This is a genomic window from Photobacterium aphoticum (assembly GCF_001029435.1).
Classification (GTDB): Bacteria; Pseudomonadota; Gammaproteobacteria; order Enterobacterales; family Vibrionaceae; genus Photobacterium; species Photobacterium aphoticum.
Window position 1 is genome coordinate 13,252 of record NZ_LDOV01000052.1, and the last position, 22,070, is coordinate 35,321.

General features: G+C 53.3%; 18 protein-coding genes. 11 read left to right on the forward strand and 7 right to left on the reverse strand.

The features are described 5' to 3' along the window. Positions 1-84: 84 nt before the first annotated feature. The 3 genes from ABT58_RS22150 to ABT58_RS22160 form a co-directional block, all read right to left on the reverse strand. Entirely contained in the window at positions 85-702 is a 618-nt protein-coding gene (locus tag ABT58_RS22150; protein WP_047876615.1) for a TIGR04211 family SH3 domain-containing protein, read from the reverse strand. Between the two features lie 125 nt (positions 703-827). Continuing rightward, positions 828-2,099 carry an inorganic phosphate transporter gene (locus ABT58_RS22155; protein WP_047876616.1) on the reverse strand — a complete coding sequence of 424 codons (1,272 nt, stop codon included), beginning with the start codon at positions 2,097-2,099 and terminating at the stop codon, positions 828-830. Between the two features lie 31 nt (positions 2,100-2,130). After that, a complete protein-coding gene (locus tag ABT58_RS22160; protein WP_047876617.1) occupies positions 2,131-2,811 on the reverse strand; it encodes a TIGR00153 family protein in 681 nt (226 codons plus the stop codon). 184 nt (positions 2,812-2,995) lie between these two features. Between ABT58_RS22160 and ABT58_RS22165 the strand changes: the two genes are divergently transcribed. Then, positions 2,996-4,513: a CYTH and CHAD domain-containing protein gene (locus tag ABT58_RS22165; RefSeq protein WP_047876618.1), complete on the forward strand. Its 1,518-nt coding sequence runs from the start codon at positions 2,996-2,998 to the stop codon at positions 4,511-4,513. A gap of 79 nt (positions 4,514-4,592) precedes the next feature. On the opposite strand, the gene ABT58_RS22170 is transcribed toward ABT58_RS22165, so the two are convergent. Continuing rightward, the gene (locus ABT58_RS22170; protein WP_047876619.1) at positions 4,593-5,447 is read right to left on the reverse strand and encodes an ion transporter; all 855 of its coding nucleotides are present in this window, start codon (positions 5,445-5,447) and stop codon (positions 4,593-4,595) included. 322 nt (positions 5,448-5,769) lie between these two features. On the opposite strand from ABT58_RS22170, the gene glnE reads away from it, so the two are divergent. Both glnE and hldE read left to right on the forward strand, forming a co-directional pair. Next, positions 5,770-8,643, forward strand: coding sequence for a bifunctional [glutamate--ammonia ligase]-adenylyl-L-tyrosine phosphorylase/[glutamate--ammonia-ligase] adenylyltransferase (gene glnE / locus ABT58_RS22175; RefSeq protein WP_047876620.1), 2,874 nt, complete (start codon positions 5,770-5,772; stop codon positions 8,641-8,643). Between the two features lie 114 nt (positions 8,644-8,757). Next, entirely contained in the window at positions 8,758-10,191 is a 1,434-nt protein-coding gene (gene hldE, locus ABT58_RS22180) for a bifunctional D-glycero-beta-D-manno-heptose-7-phosphate kinase/D-glycero-beta-D-manno-heptose 1-phosphate adenylyltransferase HldE (protein ID WP_047876621.1), read from the forward strand. A gap of 138 nt (positions 10,192-10,329) precedes the next feature. Here the strand turns inward: hldE and tolC are convergent, their stop codons facing one another. Further along, positions 10,330-11,619, reverse strand: coding sequence for an outer membrane channel protein TolC (gene tolC / locus ABT58_RS22185; RefSeq protein ID WP_047876622.1), 1,290 nt, complete (start codon positions 11,617-11,619; stop codon positions 10,330-10,332). Positions 11,620-11,900: 281 nt separating this feature from the next. Here tolC and nudF point away from each other — a divergent pair, with 281 nt between their 5' ends. The 8 genes from nudF to idi all read left to right on the forward strand — a co-directional run bounded on the left by nudF (position 11,901) and on the right by idi (position 20,330). After that, on the forward strand, positions 11,901-12,560 hold the full coding sequence (nudF, locus tag ABT58_RS22190; RefSeq protein ID WP_047876623.1) for an ADP-ribose diphosphatase: 660 nt from the start codon (positions 11,901-11,903) through the stop codon (positions 12,558-12,560). Further along, entirely contained in the window at positions 12,557-12,985 is a 429-nt protein-coding gene (locus ABT58_RS22195) for a DUF1249 family protein (RefSeq protein ID WP_082211216.1), read from the forward strand. Before nudF ends, ABT58_RS22195 begins: the two co-directional genes overlap by 4 nt. A gap of 30 nt (positions 12,986-13,015) precedes the next feature. Continuing rightward, the gene (gene cpdA, locus ABT58_RS22200; protein ID WP_047876624.1) at positions 13,016-13,840 is read left to right on the forward strand and encodes a 3',5'-cyclic-AMP phosphodiesterase; all 825 of its coding nucleotides are present in this window, start codon (positions 13,016-13,018) and stop codon (positions 13,838-13,840) included. Beyond that, complete coding sequence (gene yqiA, locus ABT58_RS22205) at positions 13,841-14,419, forward strand: esterase YqiA (protein WP_047876625.1); 579 nt, start codon at positions 13,841-13,843, stop codon at positions 14,417-14,419. Between the two features lie 117 nt (positions 14,420-14,536). Continuing rightward, positions 14,537-16,420 carry a DNA topoisomerase IV subunit B gene (gene parE / locus ABT58_RS22210; RefSeq protein WP_047876626.1) on the forward strand — a complete coding sequence of 628 codons (1,884 nt, stop codon included), beginning with the start codon at positions 14,537-14,539 and terminating at the stop codon, positions 16,418-16,420. A 100-nt stretch (positions 16,421-16,520) separates the two neighbouring features. After that, positions 16,521-18,797: a DNA topoisomerase IV subunit A gene (gene parC / locus ABT58_RS22215; protein WP_047876627.1), complete on the forward strand. Its 2,277-nt coding sequence runs from the start codon at positions 16,521-16,523 to the stop codon at positions 18,795-18,797. A 192-nt stretch (positions 18,798-18,989) separates the two neighbouring features. Next, positions 18,990-19,715 carry a 1-acylglycerol-3-phosphate O-acyltransferase gene (locus tag ABT58_RS22220; protein WP_047876628.1) on the forward strand — a complete coding sequence of 242 codons (726 nt, stop codon included), beginning with the start codon at positions 18,990-18,992 and terminating at the stop codon, positions 19,713-19,715. Positions 19,716-19,799: 84 nt separating this feature from the next. After that, the gene (idi, locus tag ABT58_RS22225) at positions 19,800-20,330 is read left to right on the forward strand and encodes an isopentenyl-diphosphate Delta-isomerase (protein WP_047876629.1); all 531 of its coding nucleotides are present in this window, start codon (positions 19,800-19,802) and stop codon (positions 20,328-20,330) included. A gap of 84 nt (positions 20,331-20,414) precedes the next feature. Here the strand turns inward: idi and ABT58_RS22230 are convergent, their stop codons facing one another. Further along, positions 20,415-20,801, reverse strand: a complete 387-nt coding sequence (locus ABT58_RS22230) for a RidA family protein (RefSeq protein WP_047876630.1) — start codon at positions 20,799-20,801, stop codon at positions 20,415-20,417. A gap of 184 nt (positions 20,802-20,985) precedes the next feature. Continuing rightward, positions 20,986-21,945 carry a hypothetical protein gene (locus tag ABT58_RS23575; RefSeq protein WP_156168836.1) on the reverse strand — a complete coding sequence of 320 codons (960 nt, stop codon included), beginning with the start codon at positions 21,943-21,945 and terminating at the stop codon, positions 20,986-20,988. Positions 21,946-22,070: the final 125 nt, after the last annotated feature.

A 22,070-nucleotide genomic window follows, 5' to 3' on the forward strand; every position in this document is an offset into this window, starting at 1 on the left:
CAGGTAGCAGCATGGTTTCAAGATAAGCAAAAGGCAGCCAACAGGCTGCCTTTTTTGTCTCGCGAAAGCGGCATTAACGTAGGCTTATGCCCAACCGTTGTTACGCTTGCGACGACGTGGAATAAGGTGCGGCAAGATCAGACCGAACAGCAGACCACCACCGGCAACCATACCGCCGTAGGTGAACCAACGCATCAGCAGGTCATCTTTTTGCGTGTCTAGCTTCGCACGTAGCTCACGGATCTCCGCTTGTGAGGTCATCAGCTGCTCATTCAGCTGGCTGTTCTGTGTTTCCAGATCGGTGATCTGCTCAGTGCGCAGCTTCACGGTGTTCTGCAGACTAGCGGTTTTCTTATCGCCAGATTGCAAGGCATCCGCCAGTGACGCTTTCACTTCCGTCAGTTCTTTTTCCAAGGCAGGCACGCGTTCTTTCAGACCCATCTGTGTAGACAGGTAGTCAGCGTTCACCCAGCCAATACGACCACGGTTGTCACGGACTTTGCTGTAACCGGTTTCACGGTTGGTTTCCAACAGTGCCACTTTGGTACCGGCATTCACGCTACCGATGATACGGAACTGAGTGCTAGGGCCTTTGTGCATGTAAGTGAACAGATCATCGGAAATGTACCGACTTTGTTCAGCGTTAACTGGCAGAGCGGCAACCGCGCAAGCCAGAATGAGTAAGCGGATTAAGTGCTTCACAATTTGATTCCTTGGGAGAGCCTGTTTTCTCGAGAGGACAAAGTCTAAAAACTTTGCGCCGAGGGTGCAAGAAAAGAGGGAGGCAAAGCCTCCCTCTTTTGAACCAAAGCCAGATTTGACGTGGTTTAACCAAACATTGCTTGCATAATATAGAAGAAGATGACCGCAAGTAGGGCACCCGCTGGCAGGGTGATCACCCATGACGCCACGATATTACGCACAACACCCAGGTTCAGCGCTGCGATACCACGGGCAAATGCCACGCCGATCACGCCGCCCACAAGGGTTTGTGTGGTTGAAATTGGTAGACCTGTACCTGATGCCAATACAACGGTTGACGCTGTTGCTAGCTGTGCAGCAAAGCCACGGCTTGGGGTCAGTTCAGTGATACCTGTGCCCACGGTTGCCATTACTTTGTGACCCATGGTCGCCAGACCAATCACGATACCGATACCACCCAGTGGAAGGATCCACCATGCAATCGTTGACTGAGAGGCGATTTGGCCCAGGTTCTCAACGGTTGAAACAACCGCAGACAGTGGACCGATCGCGTTCGCTACGTCGTTTGAACCGTGCGCAAATGCCATCGCACATGCTGTTACAACCATTAGCAGGCTGAATACACGTTCAACACCGGCGTAACCGTTGCTGTCAGTTGCAGAACCGTCGTCATCTTTGTATTTACGGCTGATGTAGATGTAACCGAAGGCCATCACAATCGCAGAAACGACAATAGACGCTACCCACGCTTCACCGTTTGAAAGGTGTAGACCGACGTGCTTAAGACCTTTTTTGATGGTCACAAGCGCGATCACCATGGCCGTAATGAACATGTAGACCGGTACGAAGCGTTTCGCATTGACCAGTGGGGTGTCTGTATCAAAGATCAGACGCTGGGCGCTGACAAAAATACCGTATGCAAACAGACCCGAGATCAGCGGTGTGATCAACCAGCTGCCCACGATGCCTTGTACTGAAGACCAGGTTACTGCTTCAGGACCGACAGAGATGCAGGCAAAACCAATGATGGCACCAATGATTGAGTGCGTGGTTGATACCGGCCAGCCCATGTAAGAGGCCACCAATAGCCACGTACCCGCTGCAAGCAGTGCAGACATCATACCGTACACCAACACTTCAGGCTGGTTAGTAAAGTAAGACATGTCTACCACGCCTTTACGGATGGTGTCTGTTACTTCACCACCGGCAAGGTAAGCACCGGCAAACTCAAAAATCATCGCAATGATGATCGCTTGCTTGACTGTTAGGGCTTTAGAGCCGACTGAGGTACCCATTGCGTTGGCAACGTCATTTGCGCCGATACCAATCGCCATTAAAAGACCAAAGAAAGCCGCCACCAAAATAATCATGGTGCCGTAGTTAGTCAGGATTTCCATTGTAAAACCTTGTTTTAGTTACATTCTTTCGCTATGAACGCGATAGCATGATTTCAAGACGCGAGCCAACGCGTTGCGCTTGGTCAGCGATACCGCCAACCCACTCGAGGATCTTGTAGAGGAACATTACATCCACTGGACTGTGCTGGTCTTCGATGGCCATTAGCTGTTGGCGAAGTTTGATCTGCATGCTGTCAGTATCATCTTCGATAACATCCAGTTGGTTGATCATTTCTGCCACGAGTGTGACTTCGCGACCTTTGAAGCCCGTCTCTAGCAGTTCATCCAATTCGTTAATCACTCGGCTAGCTTGGTTAGCTGCGTCGAGACAACGTTGAACGTATGCCACAAAGTCAGGGTACATAGAGGAAGGGATTTGTAACTGTCGGCCCAGAACGCGGCCGGCGATGTCTTTGGCAAGGTTTGCCAACTTGTCTTGCTGGGTCAGGAGGTCGAGCATGTCAGTGCGGTCGACTGGCATAAACAGACCACGAGGAAGTTTCAGGCGGATCTCACGCTTCAACACATCCGCATCTTTTTCAATCTGCGAGATCTGTTCGCGGAGCATGGACGCCTTATCCCAATCTCCCGCCTCACAGGCAGCAAAGAAGGGGACGAGCAATTCGCAACATTCATTTACGCGAGTAACGTGACGTTGCAGTGGTTTGATTGGGGATTTAGCAAAGAGCCCCATAATAGTATTTACTGGCATAGCCGAATAACCTAGAAAGAGCCAAAATTGGCGAATTCTTGAGCGATGGTCATTAAGGCGCGCATGGTAACGCATAAGTAAGTATAGGGGAACTAATTTCGATCAAGGTTTTGTTTAAATTTCGTGCTTGCCCCGGAATGAAATTGCCAATATCCTTGGTTTGCCACTGTTTATAGGTATAACTATGGAAACCGAGATAGAACTGAAGTTTTTCGTCTCGCCAGAATTTTCGAGTCAATTATTGCGCAAGATTGCCGCACTCAAGATTCTGCAGCAAAGTCGACGTGCCCTTGGTAACGTCTACTTCGACACCCCAGACCAAATTCTTCGCCAGCACGATATCGGCCTGCGTATTCGCCGTTTTGACGATGTGTTTGTACAAACACTGAAAACCGCAGGTCGTGTAGTGGCTGGCTTACACCAGCGCCCAGAATACAACGCTGAAACCACCGGCACCGAGCCGGATTTGATGTTGCACCCGGCCGACGCATGGCCAGAAGGGTTCAATGTTGACATGGTGCAGCAGCAACTTCATCCTTTGTTCTCTACTGATTTTGTCCGTCAGCAATGGCTGGTGGCGATGCCGGATGGCAGTCAGGTTGAACTGGCCTTTGACCAAGGTGAAGTGAACGCGAACGGCAAGACTTGCCCGATCTGTGAAGTGGAGCTGGAGCTCAAATCCGGCCAAACTGACGCCTTATTTACGCTTGCCCGTGAACTCTGCACTGAAGGTGGAATGCGCTTAGGTAACCTGAGCAAAGCCGCGCGCGGTTACCGCTTAGCGGCTGATTACGCCGGGGATGCCGTTAAACCTCTGGGCAGTGTGCCGCTCGGTGAGCAGGACAGTGTGGAAACCGTGTTTGTCAAAACACTGGAGCACGCGCTGGGCCATTGGCATTACCACGAACAAATTTTCGCCGAACGCCAAGAGCAAGCGGCACTAGAGCAAATTGAGCAGGCGTTAGGACTGTTGCGTCAGTCGCTGGTGACCTTTGGTGGCATGATCCCACGTCGTGCCAGTGCCTTATTGCGCCAAGAGCTGCAATGGCTGGAAGGTGAGCTGGACTGGTTGCCGGAATCGGCAGGTTTGGCGTACTTGCTGGCAGAAAAAGGCTACGCGTTGCGTAAGCTGGACTGTCGCAAAACCTTGCTAAAGCAAATTGAAGCACGTCGTGACGACCTGCCTGCGCCGGAAGAAACCCTCGCCCTGATTGAATCCGCACGCTACTGTGGCCTGCTGCTGGATCTCAGTCGTTGGATCTTAAGCCGTGGCTGGCAACCGTTTCTGGACGATAAATCCCGTCAGCGTCTGGCTGAGCCGGTGAAAGGCTTTGCTGACACCATGTTGGCCCGCTCATGGCAAGAGTTGCAGGATGTGTTCCCAGCAGAGCGCCAGCTTAACCGCATTGATTATCTGGATCAGCAGCCGCGTTTGCTGCGCAACCTGATGAGCGGTCTGAGCTTTGCGGATCTGTATGACGAAGATCGTCGTCAGCCATTCCGTATGCCGTGGATTGATTTGCTACAAGGCATTGATGATTTGCGCCAGCTTGAGCCGATTCGTGCCCTGATCCCACAGCAAGAGGATGAGGAAGACCGCCGTCAGGTGGAGAAATGGCTACAGCGCAAAGAAGAGTCGCTGATCCACGCGATGGATCAAACCCGTCAGATCGGGATTGAACTCACGCCATACTGGCCGTAACGCCTGAGTGCGAACAACGCACAGAGAAAGAAAAGCCCGACAGTGTTCGGGCTTTTTTGTGGCTGTCTGTGCGACATCGTCACGCGTCTTGCTTGTTTGGCGCGTCGGCCTGTCCTTGTTCTCGCTCTTCTTGCTCCTGCTCTTTTGCTTCGAGGCGACGTTCAATGGCTTCCAAGCGCGCCAGTACTTGTTCCTGACGGTGCAGCAGGTGTTGCCATTCTTGCTCGTGGCGCTTGGCGGATTTCTCCTTTTCTTGTTCCGGGTCAGAAATGAACGAGGTGATCAAACCGGCCACCATACCGAACAAGCCCACACCACACACAATGATCCCTGCCGCTAATATTTTGCCCAGTATCGTGACCGGATAGTGATCGCCGTAGCCCACGGTGGAGATGGTCACAAACACCCACCACAGCGCATCGCCGGCATTGTGAATATTGCTGCCCGGCGCGCCGCCTTCAATCAGCAAAATCATGGCCGAGCCGACCGACACCAGAATCGTCAGCAGTAAAAAGATGGTGGCAATGGTTGCTTCCCGGCGGTTTTGCCGGATCTGTTGCAACACATGACGGCTGGAGCGTAACAGGCGCAGAACGCGGAAAATTTGTAGCAGGCGGGCAAAGCGAAACGGCTCAATGACCGGAATGCTGGCCATGAAATCAATCCAGTGGGTTTTGAGGTAGGTGAGTTTCGCAGGGCTTCGGAAAAAGTCGGTCAGCAGTTGGCACCAGAACAGCAAGCAGATAAAGGTATCGATACCCAATAGCAGCACATGTGCATTGCTGTCTTTGGGCAGAAAAATCATGGTGGAGACGACCGTCAGTGACAGAAATGAGAGCACTAACGCCATCAGGCTCATCGGGTTTAATTCGTATTGGGTCGCGGGTGCGCTGTCAGACGCCGCGTGGTCTGATGGCTTAGGCGATTCGTGCATGGCGGATGGGCTGGTTAGAAAAAGGGTGCCGATATCCTACACCCTTGCCGGCCTGACATCGACGTTAATGACCGTAGAAAAAGGAGATGCTCCCCTGAAAGACGGGATGCGCGGAGGGGGAAATGTTCACAGAAATTCGCGTAAGTGATCGCGATTTTGCAGTATGTCTTGTTGGTCGTGCAGCATGCTGTGCGATTCCACGCACGTATCGGCAGGCAGTATGCTATGTTGGGACGGGAAAAAGGTTGGGACGAGACAAGTGCGGCGGTGTATGTCATCCGGTTGTGCTTCGACAGTGATATCGACAGGAAAAGGAAACGTAATGACTTCGCAAGATTTGATCAGTGCCGCAATGGAAAAGGCTTGGGACAAAATCAATGATGCCCAACCCGACAGTTTGGCGTGTTGGCCGGCTCATCGTGCGACAGCCCTGCGTCAGGTGATGGGCTACAGTGATTTTATTACCGCCGCCATTGCGCGCGATGCCACCTTATTGCCGTGGTTGGATGCCCATTTGGATGATCCATCACGCTATGACGGCTACCGTGACGAGTTGGCCGCATTATTATCGACCGTGCAGGATGAAATCGGTCTGCACCGTGTGTTACGTCAGTTCCGCCGTCGCGAAATGGTGTGGATTGCTTGGCATGACTTCACCGGTCAGGCGGCGTTGACTGCTAGCTTGGCGCATTTGTCTCATCTGGCAGAAGCCATGATCATGGAAGCCTACAACTGGTTGTATGCGCAAAGTTGCCGCGAGTTAGGCACCCCGATGAACGCTGCGGGTGAAGCGCAGCCGATGCTGATCCTCGGCATGGGCAAACTCGGTGGTGGTGAGCTCAATTTCTCCTCCGATATCGATTTGATTTTTACCTATCCTGAAAACGGCGAAACCCAAGGGGGCCGTCGCAGTCTCGCCAATGCCCAGTTCTTTACCCGTTTAGGTCAGCGTTTGATCAAAGCGTTGGATCAGCAAACCTATGACGGTTTTTGTTACCGCGTCGACATGCGCTTGCGCCCGTTTGGCGACAGTGGTCCGCTGGTAATGAGCTATGCGGCGCTGGAAGACTACTACCAAGAGCAGGGACGCGACTGGGAACGTTATGCCATGATCAAAGCCCGCGTGATGGGGCGGGAGAGTTTCACCCAGTATCAGGAACTGCGCCAGATGCTGCGCCCGTTCGTGTTCCGTCGCTACATTGATTTCAGTGCCATTCAGTCGCTGCGTCGGATGAAATCCATGATCAGCAGTGAAGTGCGCCGTCGCGGGTTGCACAACAATATCAAGCTGGGGGCGGGCGGCATTCGTGAAGTGGAGTTTATTGCTCAGTCGTTTCAGCTGATCCGAGGCGGACGTAGCCCGGATTTGCGCGGGCGTGGGTTGCTGGAAACACTCAGTGCGATCCGCGAACAAGGGCTGTTGCCGGGCGAGCAGGTGGACGAGCTTGAGCAAGGCTATGCGTTTTTGCGCCGGCTGGAAAACCTGCTGCAAGCCATTGATGATAAACAAACCCAGACCCTGCCTGATAAGCCCTTGGATCAGTGCCGCTTGGCGTTGGCCATGGGATACGCAGATTGGGCAGTACTGACCGCCGCCACTGAGCAGCACATGCAAGCGATCCACGCCGTGTTTGATGACATCATTGGTGCCGATGACGACGAAGGCCAATGTGAAGTCTCTGCCCAGTACCACGAGCTGTGGAACATGGTCAAAGATCCGGAGGTGTTGCTGACCATCCTGACCGAAATGAATGCGCCGGATGCCAAAACCCAAACCACCTTGCTGGGGAACATGAAAGCCGAATTGTCCAAACGCACATTAGGGCCGCGTGGTCGGGAAGTGTTAGCTCGTTTGATGCCCAGCGTATTGGCACTGATTGTGAATCGGGAAGATGCGGCGGCGGTATTGGAGCGCGTCAGCAAGTTGATTGTGCGCATTGCTACCCGTACCACCTATTTGGAGCTGTTGAGTGAACACCCGGCGGCCTTGGAGCAATTGGTGCGCCTGTGTGCTGCCAGCCCGATGGTGGCAGCACAGTTATCACAATACCCGATCTTGCTGGATGAGCTGCTTGATCCACAGCATTTATACAGCCCAACCCCGCTGACCAATTATGGGGATGAGTTACGCGAATATTTGGCCCGTATCCCGGAAGAGGATATGGAGCAGCAGATGGAAGCGATCCGTCAGTTCAAGCAAACCCAGTTGTTGCGCATTGCCGCTGCCGATATTGCCGGTGTTCTGCCCCTGATGAAAGTGAGTGATCACTTAACCTATTTGGCCGAGGCCATTGTGGAAGCGGTGGTCAATCAGGCTTGGCTGCAAATGGTGGCCAAATTCGGGGAGCCGAGCCATGTACTGGAGCGCGATGGTCGCGGCTTTGGCGTATTGGGCTACGGCAAAGTGGGCGGCTGGGAGTTGGGCTACGGCTCCGATCTGGATTTGGTGTTCCTGCATGATTGCCCAGACAACGTCTACACCACCGGCGCGAAAGAAATCGACGGTCGTCAGTTCTATCTGCGTCTTGCGCAGCGCATTGTGCATTTGTTCTCAACCCGTACCGCCTCCGGCGTGTTGTATGAAGTGGATGTGCGCTTGCGCCCGTCTGGCGCGTCGGGTTTGTTGGTCAGCACCATGGAGGCGTTTGCCGAATATCAGGAAACTGAAGCGTGGACGTGGGAGCATCAGGCGCTGGTGCGCGCCCGTATGATTTATGGCGATCAGGCCCTGCAGGTCGCCTTTGCCCAAGTCCGTGAACACATTCTGATGCAACCGCGTGAGGCGGTCAGTTTGCGCCACGATGTGGTCTCTATGCGCCACAAAATGCGTGAGCACCTGGGCGGCAAGCAAGCCAGTATGTTTGGCTTGAAGCAGGACAAAGGCGGGATCACCGATGTGGAGTTCCTGGCCCAGTATCTGGTGCTGTGCCATGCCGCCAATGAGCGTGCGCTGACCCGTTGGTCTGACAATGTGCGCTTGTTTGAAACCATGGCGGAATACGACATTTTAGCGCCGCAGGAGGCCATGCAGCTGAAACAGGCTTATTGCACCATGCGGGACGAAATTCACCGCTTGAGCCTGCTGGGCTTGCCGGCGTATGTGAACAACGACACCTTTGTTGATGAACGCGCCGCCGTGCAGGCGATTTGGCAGCAGCAGTTATTGCCGGATGAGGCGATAACACCGACGGAATAATCGCGGTATCAGCGGCGATAAATGGCCTAAGCAGAAGGAATTATCGCCACTGTGATGCATGCTAATTTGGCTTTGTGTTAATATTTCAGGGTTATTTACATCCCGGAGAAAAAAATGAAACTGACTCTTCCTGATTACGATCACGCCGGTGTGCTGGTTGTGGGTGACGTCATGCTGGATCGCTACTGGTATGGGCCAACAGGCCGTATCTCTCCCGAAGCCCCTGTGCCAGTGGTCAAGGTTGATCAGGTCGAAGAACGTCCGGGGGGCGCGGCAAACGTCGCCATGAACATTGCTGCGTTAGGTGGCCATGCCCGTTTGGTCGGTTTGACCGGGATTGATGAGCCAGCCAAAGCGCTGACTGAAAAGCTGACGTCACTGGACGTGCATTGTGATTTCGTCACGCTGGCGGCTTACCCAACCATCACCAAATTGCGTGTGATGAGTCGTGGTCAGCAGATGATCCGTCTGGACTTCGAAGAAGGTTTCCACGATGTGCCGGCTGACGTGATTTTGCCTCGCATGGAGCAGGCGTTAAGCAGCGCGTCTGTGGTGGTGTTGTCGGATTACGCCAAAGGCGCGCTGGAGCACGTACAGGCGATGATCCAGCTAGCGCGCAAGCACTGTTTGCCAGTGATGGTGGATCCGAAAGGCGCTGATTTTGCCCGTTACCGTGGCGCGACCTTGCTGACGCCAAACTTGTCCGAGTTTGAAGCGGTGGTCGGCAAAGTGCGCAACGATGACGAGCTGGTGGAAAAAGGCTTGGCACTGATCGAGCAGTTTGATCTTGAAGCATTACTGGTGACCCGCAGTGAGCAGGGCATGACCTTGCTGCAAAAAGGCAATCACACGCCGTTGCACATGCCAACGCAGGCAAAAGAAGTGTACGACGTAACCGGTGCCGGTGATACCGTGATTTCGGTGCTGGCCGCATCACTGGCTGCGGGTAAATCGCTGTCTGATGCGTGCAAACTGGCCAATGCGGCCGCCGGTGTGGTGGTGGGCAAACTGGGTACCTCTACCTTGTCGACCATTGAACTGACTGAAGCGATCCACGGCAGCCAGGACAGCGGTTTTGGCGTGGTGGGTGAAGCGCAGCTGATCCAAGCGGTGAAAGCGGCCCGTGCCCGTGGTGAGAAAGTGGTGATGACCAATGGCTGCTTTGACATTTTGCATGCTGGCCATGTGGCCTACCTCAATGAAGCCGCGAAGTTGGGCGATCGCCTGATTGTGGCTGTGAATACGGATCGCTCGGTACAGGCGCTGAAAGGCCCGGGTCGTCCGGTGAACCCGGAAGATCGTCGTATGGCGGTACTGGCAGGCTTAGGTGCCGTTGATTGGGTGGTGCCGTTTAGCGAAGACACCCCACAGCGTTTGATCAGTGAAGTGCTGCCAAGCATTTTGGTCAAAGGCGGTGATTACAAGCCGGAAGAGATCGCCGGTGGTCAGGAAGTGATTGCGGCAGGTGGTCAGGTGCTGGTACTGAACTTTGAAGACGGTTGCTCAACGACAGAAATCATTGAAGCGATCCGTGGCGGTCGAGGCTAAGCACCGTCCTTTGTCATGCGCAGGTAAAGCGGGCTGTGTTAGCTTTGCCTGTACCGTGAAGGCAGCAAATAATAAAAAAGCGCCCCGTCGATGACGGGGCGCTTTTTTTATGACGGTATGAGACGTCGGTCAGTGGGCTTACTTCGCCACTGTTTTCAGACCGGCGTTCACATCCAGAATGTCTTGCTCATTCAGTGAGCCGACCGCTTGTTTAAGCTGTAGCTGACTGATGATGTAGTCGTAACGGGCATTGGCCAGCTGACGGTTCGCATCGTACAAACGACGGGTAGAATCCAGTACGTCAACGATAGTACGGGTACCTACATCGAAACCGGCTTCGGTTGCTTCCAGTGCAGATTTCGCGGAAACCACAGACTGTTGGTAAGCACGTAGCGCACCGATAGAGGCATTGATGTTGTTGTAGAACGCACGCACGTCTTTCACGACGGTACGGTATTCACCTTCCAGCCCTTCGCTCGCAGACACATAGGCAAACTGTGCTTGCTTCACTTCAGACGTGGTACGGCCACCGGTGTAGACGGGTAAATCAAGCTGAATACCAGCATTGATCGTACCGTCATCTGCGTTACGTTTTTCATCATAATTATAACCCGCATTGAATGACAGGCTTGGCAGGTGACCAGACTGTGCCAGTGAAATGTTGTCACGGGCGATGTCTTGCGTGATGCGAGACGTCAATAGTGTCAGGTTCTGTTGCTCTGCATTTTTGATGAGGTCTAGTACATCCGTTTGCGGCGCACTGGCTGAGAAGCGGTTGGTGTCCAGAATGCTCAAGTCTTCATGGCCTTGGCCAGTGATTTCACGCAGACCTTCGTAGCTGTTGGTCAGGGCGTTTTCTGCCAGAATTTCATCTGCCAGTACGCTGTCGTACTGTGCCTGTGCGTCATGCACGTCAGTGATCGCTGACAAGCCGACTTCAAAACGTTGTTTAGTTTGCTCTAATTGACGACCTACCGCTTTTTTCTCTGAGCGGACAAATGTTAAATCGTCAGTGGCACGCAGTACGGCAAAGTAGGCATCAGCCACACGCAGGATCAGACCTTGCTGAGACGCGGCGTACGCAGCATCGCTTTGGCGTGCTTGTTTTTCGCTGATGTCGAGGTTGATCCAGCTTGAACGGTTGTACAGTGTTTGACTTAGATTTACACCGCCGTTAAATCCATCAGGATCATTGTCACCATCAAGGAAAAATGTGTTGTAACCTGCCGTCAGGTTGATCTGTGGCAACAAGGCACTGCGGCTTGAATTGATGGCTTCAAACGCGGCATCTTTATCAGCAGCTGAACGCAGTAGCTGCGGGTCATTTTGTTTGGCTTGTTGGTAGATTTCGGCAAGATCATCAGCCAGTGCTGTGTGGCTGAAGCCACCAAGCGCAACGCTAATAATAAGCGGAAGCAATTTTTTCATGTATGCCTTTCCTGGTCCTGATAAAAATAAGAGCAAGGCTTCAGTGTACCGTATGTTTCCTTGCTAGAAACTGATCAATTTAGGGTTTTACTTTAATTTACGTCTTTTTCGTACTACCCAGTCTATTCTACTCTATCGCTGATTAAATTTGACTTAAATAAAATCATAATTATTGTCATCAATGTTGAATTAAATCATTGCTGACCGGCAAAAGGGATGAAAAAATAACCCATTATGCCGATGAGGACGCCCGTATTTCGCAGGGAGTGAGAGGAAAAACCATGGCGAACACACACGCAATCCACCCAGAGTTTACCCGTGACGATGTCGATGTTTTGTCGATAGAACCCCTGTATCAGGGCTTTTTTACGATGGCGCAATACCGTTTTCGTCACCGTTTGTTTGCGGGGGGCTGGAGTGAGCCGATGACGCGCGAACTGTTTGAGCGCGGCCATGCTGCCGCCTTGCTGCCTTATGATCCCGTCACCGACAGTGTGGTGATGGTCGAGCAGTTCCGGGTTGGCGCATTAGCGGCAGAGTGTTCACCTTGGCAGATGGAAATTGTGGCGGGCATCATTGAAACCGATGAGGTCTCCGAAGAGGTCGTACGTCGTGAGGCGGTGGAAGAAGCCGGCGTCACGGTCAGCGAACTGCATAAAATTACCCGTTATCTTTCCAGCTCTGGCGGCTGTTCAGAAACCCTCGATATTTTTGTCGGACGGGTCGACAGCACCACCGCCAAAGGCATTCATGGTCTGGCCGAGGAAGGGGAAGACATTCGTGTCCATGTCCTTTCGCGTGAGCAGGCATACCAATGGGTAGAATCTGGTAAAATTGAAAATGCAGCCTCGATCATTGCACTACAATGGTTGCAATTGAATTACGCCCGTTTGCAGGCCACGCTTAGCCCTGCACCGATAAGTACAAAGGAAAACGATTGAATAAACGATATTCTGTTGATTTTGCTGGTATCATGCGGCTTTACGAAACCAATTATGCGAAATTACTCCCCTTGTTACCAAAGAGTGATGAGGTAGGGGATCGCTGCGTTTACAGCGTCTCGGATCAGGAATACCACCTGACCGTGACCGAATCGACGCGCTATACCACGTTGATCACACTGGACTTGGTCACGGACGACAGCGTCCCTGACTACCTGATCCCAAAAATGACGATTCGCTTGTACCATGATGCAAGGGTCGCAGAAGTGTGTTCCGCTCAGCAGACTTCCCGCTTGAAGCCGAGGTATGATTACCCTAATTTACGCATGCATCAGAAAGACGAAAAGCATCAAGTGAATCGCTTTCTGGGTGACTGGTTAGCCTATTGTCTTAAGAACGGGATCAGCAGACAGTCGGTATGTTAATAGTTTTAGATAGACAAGGTTTTTGACGTTTTGCAGAACTACACGCTGCCACAGGCGGACCCCGCTAGCGTGGTGCTACTTCAAATTACCGACACCCACTTATTTGCCGATGATAGCGGTAGCTTACTGGGCGTCGCGACGAAAGACAGTTTTCATGCCGTGCTGGATGCGATCGCGGCGAGCGCTTGCACGTTTGATGCAATCGTCGCTACAGGCGATATCTCGCAAGATCATACCGAGGCTTCTTACCAGCGTTTCAGCGAGGGGATCGCACGCTGGTCGCAGCCGTGTTTCTGGCTGCCGGGTAACCACGATTACCAGCCAAGCATGCAAGCCGTGCTGCCATCACCACAAATCAAGCCGTGCCACCATGTGTTGGCGGGCGATCACTGGCAAATTATCCTGCTGGACAGTCAGGTGGTCGGCGTTCCGCACGGCGAGTTGAGTGACGCGCAGCTGGCGATGCTCGATGCTGCGTTAACGCAGCACCCTGAGCGCCATGCTCTCGTTTTACTCCATCATCATCCATTGCCAGCGGGCAGCACGTGGCTGGATCAGCACCAACTGCATAATGCCGAAGCGTTTTGGCAGGTGGTGGGCCGTCATCCTCAGGTGCGCGCGATTTTGTGTGGCCATATTCATCAGGAATTGGACCGCATTCATCAGGGCGTGCGTGTTTTGGCAACGCCGTCGACCTGTATTCAGTTCCAGCCTGACTCCCATGACTTCGCTTTAGATCAGAAAAGCCCGGGTTGGCGTCTGCTGACCTTGCATGCCAATGGCACGCTGGAGACGCGTGTACAGCGTCTGGATGGTCATTGTTTTACTCCCCACTTTGATGCCGCAGGATATTAAATGAAACCGTTGCTACTCTATATCCATGGGTTTAACAGCTCACCGAAATCGCTCAAAGCGAGCATCATGGCAGAGTACTGCCAGCGTGAGCGACCGGACATTCGCGTGGAAGCCCCGCAGATCCCGTGTTATCCAGAGGCAGCAGCAGCGTTTTTAGATGACTTGGTGAGATCCTTATCCGGCGAATACCGTATTGGTCTGGTCGGCAGTTCACTGGGCGGTTACTTATCCACGTGGCTTAATGCCCGTTATCAACTGCCTGCAGTGCTGGTCAATCCGGCGGTGAAACCGTACGAATTGCTGCAAGACTACCTGGGTGAGCAGGAAAACCCGTACACGGGCGAGCAGTACGTGTTAACGCCGCATCATATGGATGAATTGCGCGCGCTGGATATTGCGACCGTGGCACAGCCTGAACAATTATGGCTGTTGCAGCAAGAAGGCGATGAAGTGCTGGATTACCGTCAGGCGGTGGCAAAATATGCAGCCTGTCGCTCGACCATTGAGCCGAACGGCGACCACAGTTTTGTCGGTTTTGACCGATTCCCTGCAAAAATCATTGAATTCTTAGGGCTTTAACGCACTAAAGAGATCTACCCGATTCACAGATGTGAACCGCACACTGAGCCCTAACTTGACAAGTGAGTTGGGGTTACTGACTATTGTGACAAAAATTTTCCGTAACTTTCCGTAATTATGACAGAGCAAAGCTATAACGCTGGAGCCATTGAGGTTCTAAATGGCCTTGAGCCAGTACGCCGCCGTCCCGGTATGTATACCGACACGGTTCGGCCAAACCACCTTGGCCAAGAAGTTATCGATAACAGTGTCGATGAAGCCTTGGCAGGCCATGCCCGCAAAGTTGAAGTCATTCTCCATGCGGACCAATCCCTTGAAGTGATCGATGACGGCCGAGGTATGCCGGTGGATATCCACCCTGAAGAAGGCGTATCCGGGGTTGAACTGATCCTGTGTAAACTCCATGCCGGGGGGAAATTCTCGGGCAAGAACTACCAGTTCTCTGGTGGTCTGCACGGGGTAGGGATCTCGGTCGTGAATGCCCTGTCGACCCGTGTTGAAGTCACCGTCAAACGTGACGGTCAAATCTACCAAATCGCGTTTGAAAATGGTGACAAAGCCTCTGAGCTGGAAGTGATCGGCACCTGCGGCCGCCGTGCCAAAGGAACCCGTGTGCATTTCTGGCCGGATGCGAAATACTTCGACAGCCCGAAATTCTCGGTTTCTCGCCTCAAGAGCAACCTGAAAGCCAAAGCCGTATTGTGTCCGGGGCTGGAAATTGTTTTCACTGACAAGGTGAACAATGAAACCTTGACCTGGTGCTATGAAGATGGCCTGAAAGACTACCTGCTGGAAGGCGTGAAAGGTTACACCTTGCTGCCGGAAGAGCCATTTACCGGTGCCTTCAATGGTCAGACAGAAGCGGCGGATTGGGCGCTGTTGTGGCTGCCAGAAGGCGGTGATCTGGTCGGCGAAAGTTACGTTAACCTTATTCCGACCGCGCAAGGCGGTACCCATGTGAACGGCCTGCGTCAGGGCTTGCTGGATGCAATGCGCGAGTTCTGTGAATTCCGTAACCTGCTGCCACGCGGCGTGAAGCTAACCGCTGATGATATCTGGGAACGTTGTGCTTACGTACTGTCGGTGAAGATGCAGGATCCGCAGTTTGCCGGTCAGACGAAAGAGCGTTTGTCATCACGTCAGTGTGCGGCGTTTGTTTCTGGTGTGGTGAAAGATGCCTTCAGCCTGTGGCTGAACGAGCGTCCACAACTGGCCGAGCAATTGGCGGAAGTGTGTATTGCCAACGCCCATCGCCGTATGCGCGCCAGCAAGAAAGTGGTGCGTAAGAAGATTGCCTCTGGCCCTGCGCTGCCGGGTAAACTGGCGGACTGTTCGCAGCAAGACTTGAACCGCACGGAACTCTTCTTGGTGGAAGGGGACTCGGCGGGCGGTTCTGCCAAGCAGGCCCGTGACCGTATGTTCCAGGCCATCATGCCATTGCGCGGTAAGATCCTGAACACATGGGAAGTCTCGGCCGATCAGGTACTGGCGTCTCAAGAAGTGCATGATATTTCGGTGGCACTGGGTATCGACCCGGACAGCGACGATCTGAGTGGCCTGCGCTACGGTAAGATCTGTGTGCTTGCCGATGCGGACTCCGATGGTCTGCACATTGCCACGCTGCTGTGTGCGTTGTTTGTGAAGCACTTTGAAGCCTTGGTGCGTGCCGGTCACGTGTATATCGCGATGCCGCCACTGTACCGTATCGACTTGGGCAAAGAAGTGTACTACGCCCTGGATGATGCCGAGAAAGATGGCATTCTGGAGCGCCTGAGCGGTAAACGTGGCAAGGTTAACGTACAGCGATTCAAAGGTCTGGGTGAGATGAACCCGCTGCAGCTGCGCGAAACCACCATGGATCCGAATACGCGCCGTCTGGTACAGCTGACCATTGATGACGATGCACAAACCACGGAAATGATGGACATGCTGCTGGGCAAGAAGCGTGCAGAAGACCGTCGTCACTGGTTGCAGAGCAAAGGCGATAAAGCGGACGTATAAGCGTCGGCTCAATAAGAAAGACATAATGGGCAGGTGGGCCGCAGCATAGTTTCGCATAGCGCCGACCTGCACCGCACAAGATAGAACGGAATACCCGACGATGACTGATGTCTCAATGGATGGCGTAGAACAGCTTCCGCTCCGGAAGTTTACCGAAGACGCTTATCTGAATTATTCCATGTACGTAATCATGGATCGTGCCTTGCCGTTTATCGGCGATGGCTTAAAGCCGGTACAGCGCCGTATTATTTACGCGATGTCTGAGCTGGGCCTGTCTGCGACAGCCAAGTACAAGAAATCTGCCCGTACCGTGGGTGACGTGCTGGGTAAATACCACCCGCACGGTGACTCAGCGTGTTATGAAGCCATGGTACTGATGGCACAGCCGTTCTCTTACCGCTACCCATTGGTCGACGGCCAGGGTAACTGGGGTGCGCCGGATGATCCGAAATCCTTCGCCGCGATGCGTTATACCGAATCCCGTCTGTCTCGCTTCTCGGAAGTGCTGCTGAACGAGTTGGGTCAGGGCACGGTTGAGTGGGGTCAGAACTTCGACGGCACCATGAAAGAGCCGAAGATGCTGCCGGCACGCTTGCCGCACATCCTACTGAACGGCGTGACCGGCATTGCCGTGGGTATGGCGACTGATATTCCGCCTCACAACGTGCGTGAAGTGGCCAATGCTGCCGTTCACCTGATTGAAAACCCGAAAGCCTCGCTTGATGAGGTAATGGATTTCGTACAGGGCCCGGATTACCCGACTGAAGCGGAAATCATTACGCCGAAAGCGGATCTGAAGAAGGTCTACCGTACCGGCCGTGGCAGCATCAAGATGCGCGCGGTGTGGCACAAAGAGAACGGTGACATCGTGATCACGGCACTGCCGCATCAGGTGTCAGGCTCTAAACTGTTGGAGCAAATCGCGGCGCAAATGCGTGCCAAGAAGCTGCCAATGGTCGAAGACTTGCGTGATGAGTCGGATCATGAAAACCCGACCCGTATCGTGATCGTACCGCGCTCTAACCGTATTGACAGCGAGCAGTTGATGAACCACCTGTTTGCCTCGACGGATCTGGAAAAGAGCTTCCGCGTGAACCTGAACATGCTGGGTCTGGATCACCGCCCAGAAGTGAAAGGCTTGGTGGAAATCCTGAGCGAGTGGCTGATCTTCCGTCGTGATACCGTGCGTCGTCGTTTGCAGTACCGCTTGGACAAAGTGATCGCGCGCCTGCATATTCTGGAAGGTTTGCTGGCTGCCTACCTGAACATCGATGAAGTGATTGAGATCATCCGCAGTGAAGACGATCCGAAAGCCGAGTTGATGTCGCGTTTTGACCTGAGTGCGATTCAGGCCGATGCGATTTTGGAAATCAAGTTGCGCCAGTTGGCGAAACTGGAAGAAATCAAGATCCGTGGTGAGCAGGATGAACTGTCGAAAGAGCGTGAGCAGCTAGAGAAACTGCTGGGCTCTGAGCGTCGTCTGAATACCCTGATCAAGAAAGAAATTCTGGCAGATGCTGAGAAGTACGGTGATGACCGTCGCTCGCCATTGGTAGAGCGTGAAGAGGCCAAAGCTTTGACTGAGCGCGAGCTGATCCCTTCTGAAGCGATCACCGTGGTGTTGTCAGAAAAAGGCTGGATCCGTCACGCTAAAGGCCATGAGGTGGATCCGTCTACCCTGAGCTACAAGTCTGGTGATAACTACCTGGCGCACGCGCGCGGTAAGAGTAACCAGCCAGCCATCTTCCTTGGCTCCGATGGCCGCAGCTATGCGCTGGAATCGCACAGCTTGCCGTCAGCACGTAGTCAGGGTGAGCCGATTACAGGCCGCTTGAACTTAACACCGGGCACTGCGATGCGTCAGGTGATGATGTCGGAAGACGAGCAATTGTGGTTGATGGGCTCGGATGCGGGTTACGGCTTTATCTGTAAAGGGGCCGACATGGTCTCGAAGAACAAGAACGGTAAAGCGTTGCTGACCGTGCCGGAAAACGCAGAAGTGATGGCACCACAACGTATTGCGGATCTGGATCAGGATGAAATCCTAGCGATCACCAATGAAGGCCGTATGTTGTTGTTCCCAATTAAAGATTTGCCGCAGCTGGGCAAAGGGAAAGGGAACAAGATCATCAACATTCCGGCAGCACGTTCAAAAGCCCGTGAAGAGTTCTTGTCACACTTAGTCGTCTTGCCGCAAGGCAGTTACCTGACGCTGTATGCTGGCAAGCGTAAGTTGGGTCTGAAGCCGTCGGATCTGGAGAACTTCCGTGGTGAACGTGGCCGTCGTGGTGCCTTGTTGCCACGTGGTCTGCAGCGTGTGACGCGCATGGAAATCGATCAAGGTACGTCTGACGTGACCGAGCCAACCGCCGAGTAACACTGCGCGGTAGGTTGTTAAGCCCTCCGCAAGCCCTCCTATTGTGGAGGGCTTTTGTTTTTCTGCTTGTGAAGACAAGGATCGGCCATGGCGCAAGGTTGTGAGCAAGGTGGTCTTATTAGTCGACATAAGGGATGTTTTTTCCTGTCGCGTGCGTATACTAGCGAACGCTTGTACGCCGAGGAGTAGTCAATGATTTTTGTATTGCGCATGATCGCGGTGGCGATCTTTGCCATTGTCATGTTTGTGTTCGGCTGTGGCTATTGCCTGCTCAGCCCACGTAACCCAAAACACGTCCACACGTTTGGCCGTTTGTTTAGCAAGATGTCCCGCGTGTTCGGGATCAAACTGGAAATTCGTTATGCACCGGGTGCCGATCAAGTGGGCCCGAGTGTGTACATTGCTAACCACCAGAACAACTTTGACTTGTTTACGGTATCGGGCGCGGTGATGCCACGCACGGTGACGGTGGGCAAGAAAAGCCTGGTGTGGTTGCCGCTGTTTGGTCAGTTGTACTGGCTGACTGGTAACATCCTGATTGACCGTGCTAACCGCACCAAAGCGGTGGGTACCATTGGTCAGGTGGTCGAGAAAATCAAATCCCGTAACGTGTCTGTATGGATGTTCCCGGAAGGGACGCGCTCTCGCGGTCGTGGCTTGCTGCCATTTAAGACCGGTGCGTTCCATGCGGCGATCGGTGCCAATGTGCCGGTAGTCCCTATTGTGTGCAGCAGCACGGAAGGTGTTAAACTTAACCGTTGGGACAATGGGGTCGTGATTGTGGAAGTCATGCCACCGATCTCAACTGACGGATTGACCAAAGAAGATGTGCGCGAGCTGGCAACACGCAGCCGTGACATCATGGAGCAGAAGCTGATTGCGTTGAATGCCGAAGCGGCCAGCCGTTCAGCAAAGTAAGTCGTTCCACCCAGGATGTTGCCTGAGTGAGTAGGATAAGGACATGTCATGGCATGTCCTTTTTATTTGGGTAGTGGTAGAGCCATGAGTGAAGAACACGTAATTTTAGTGGATGAGCACGGCAGTGCAGTAGGGACACAGGAAAAAATGCAGGCACACCGTGATGGCGCTTTGCACCTGGCGTTTTCGGTGCTGTTGTACCGTGATGGCGTCGCCGGACGTGAGTACTTGCTACAGCAGCGTGCGATGGGGAAATACCACAGCGGAGGCTTGTGGACCAATACCTGTTGCTCCCACCCACGTCAGAATGAGACGTTTGCCCAGGCGGGGATCCGCCGTTTAGCGGAAGAAATGGGGATCACCGGTGTCACGGCACTGACAGATATCGGCGATTTTATTTACCGCGCGGACTTGGATAACGATTTGGTTGAACACGAATTGGATCATGTGCTGGTGGCCGATGCGGCTGATATTGCTGTGGTACCGAATCCGGACGAGGTGATGGCCTATCGTTGGTGGCCAGAAGCGGATCTGCAACACACCATGACGGCTGAACCGGCGTTGTTTACTGCTTGGTTTCCTCAAGTGCTGGTGATGGTACTGGCGGCGCGTTAAGCGATAGCGAACACAGAAATCCAGGTGATAAAAAAAGCTGCCATGGGCAGCTTTTTTTTGCGCGGGACGCGTCAGGCAACAGCCTTATTTGCGCACAGCGATCGCTTCGATTTCGATTTTCACGTCTTTTGGCAGACGAGATACTTCTACGCAAGAACGTGCTGGGTAAGGCGCGTTGTTCTCGTCGAAGAACTTGCCGTATACCTCGTTCACGGTCGCGAAGTCGTTAAGATCTTTCACAAATACCGTCATTTTCACGATATCAGCGACTTTCAGACCTGAAGATTCAACCACGGCCTTCACGTTTTCCAGTGATTGGCGTGCTTGCTCAGCGATATCTTCAGCCACTTCACCCGTTTGTGGGTTCACTGGGATCTGACCAGAAGTCAGTACCATGTTACCAAGATCAACACCTTGTACGTATGGACCAATTGCTGCAGGTGCCTGCTCGGTGTGAAGTACTTGAGTCATTGCTTATCCTTTCTTTATACAGGTTAGGAAATCAGAGATGGCTTAGTTTGCAACTCAATGCAGCCAAGGTCAAAGGGTTTTCATACGAGGTTTTTCTCTCGATTCCTCTGCATACGCATCGGGTCGGAAATGCCGATATTCCCAGCGAGTATATGTCCTGTGGTTTGGTTGCCCGCATCGGGGACTATTCCCATACGTGCTGGCGGACATGTTGTTGCTCAGCTTGTGACGCCGTGTGTGTATCGGTTTGTGCTGAGGTATCAGGATCGGGCGGGGAAAAGATGCCGTGACGGGCGCGACGATCCGGTGCATCGCTCAGGGAGGCGTTGGGCCGAGGAGCGGCTTGGTCAGGGGAGCCAGAGGCCTGACGGGAGGCGGTGACTTGTGTGCTGTGAGCCGGCATCACGGGCGCTAAGCTGGTGCGGTTAAGTCGCGTGACGTATTCCGACACCTGTGCCTGACGCAATGCCGGGCTGGCTTGTGACGGGCTGATCCCAAGGGCGGTAAGCCAGTCAACGATCAACGGCGCAGGCAGGAATTGACTGTAGCGCACCGCCGGGCGCAGGTTGCGCAAATCTTCCGGGTTATGGACGATAGCAATGGTGATCCCGGCAATCTCTCCGTTGGCATTGAAGACCGGCCCGCCACTCATGCCAGACATCACCGGCGCATCACTGAGGGAATAGAGGCAGCGGGTGTTGGTATCAATCACATCTTGCAGGTATTTGCCTTCTCCGCGAATACTGTTACCAAGCAGGGAATGCCCGACGTGTTTCACCGGTTGATCCGGATAGATCAGTCCCCAGCGCGGCACGCTGTTTGACTGGCGGGGCACTAACGCCAAATCACAATCGGGGTGGTAAATGATGCCGACATCCCAGGACAGGCGAGCCACATGTTTGGCGGTGATCAGATACTCTTCGGTGATCGGTACGCCGGAGCCAAAGCCACCGAACAAGAGTGGAACCCCAATCACGAGCATTTTATTGGCGCTATGGGGGGCGGCCGTTTCCACACTGCCGTTGCTCGCAATACAGCCACACAGCCATGCGGTGCAAACAAACAGCATAGCCAGTATGTGCCGGCGAGCAAGACAGAATAAAGTACGGGTAAAACCTATCGCAGACGCGAAAAGAAACTGCATACCACTGACCTTTTAGAAATGAGCAAAGAGGAATGATGCTGGGCCTAAATTTTGGGCGCTAAGTTTCAAGGTAGTGATAAAGCAGGAAAAGCAGTTGTATCAGATGTGAGAATAAAAAAACCGAC

Bases quoted from the DNA above. Each gene is read 5' to 3' on its own strand.
- ABT58_RS22155 (WP_047876616.1), bottom strand. From the start codon at position 2,099: ATGGAAATCCTGACTAACTACGGCACCATGATTATTTTGGTGGCGGCT.
- glnE (WP_047876620.1), top strand. From the start codon at position 5,770: ATGACTTCGCAAGATTTGATCAGTGCCGCAATGGAAAAGGCTTGGGAC.
- parE (WP_047876626.1), top strand. From the start codon at position 14,537: ATGACAGAGCAAAGCTATAACGCTGGAGCCATTGAGGTTCTAAATGGC.
- nudF (WP_047876623.1), top strand. From the start codon at position 11,901: ATGGCGAACACACACGCAATCCACCCAGAGTTTACCCGTGACGATGTC.
- ABT58_RS22230 (WP_047876630.1), bottom strand. From the start codon at position 20,801: ATGACTCAAGTACTTCACACCGAGCAGGCACCTGCAGCAATTGGTCCA.
- ABT58_RS23575 (WP_156168836.1), bottom strand. From the start codon at position 21,945: ATGCAGTTTCTTTTCGCGTCTGCGATAGGTTTTACCCGTACTTTATTC.
- parC (WP_047876627.1), top strand. From the start codon at position 16,521: ATGACTGATGTCTCAATGGATGGCGTAGAACAGCTTCCGCTCCGGAAG.
- idi (WP_047876629.1), top strand. From the start codon at position 19,800: ATGAGTGAAGAACACGTAATTTTAGTGGATGAGCACGGCAGTGCAGTA.
- tolC (WP_047876622.1), bottom strand. From the start codon at position 11,619: ATGAAAAAATTGCTTCCGCTTATTATTAGCGTTGCGCTTGGTGGCTTC.
- ABT58_RS22160 (WP_047876617.1), bottom strand. From the start codon at position 2,811: ATGCCAGTAAATACTATTATGGGGCTCTTTGCTAAATCCCCAATCAAA.
- hldE (WP_047876621.1), top strand. From the start codon at position 8,758: ATGAAACTGACTCTTCCTGATTACGATCACGCCGGTGTGCTGGTTGTG.
- ABT58_RS22220 (WP_047876628.1), top strand. From the start codon at position 18,990: ATGATTTTTGTATTGCGCATGATCGCGGTGGCGATCTTTGCCATTGTC.
- ABT58_RS22170 (WP_047876619.1), bottom strand. From the start codon at position 5,447: ATGCACGAATCGCCTAAGCCATCAGACCACGCGGCGTCTGACAGCGCA.
- ABT58_RS22165 (WP_047876618.1), top strand. From the start codon at position 2,996: ATGGAAACCGAGATAGAACTGAAGTTTTTCGTCTCGCCAGAATTTTCG.
- yqiA (WP_047876625.1), top strand. From the start codon at position 13,841: ATGAAACCGTTGCTACTCTATATCCATGGGTTTAACAGCTCACCGAAA.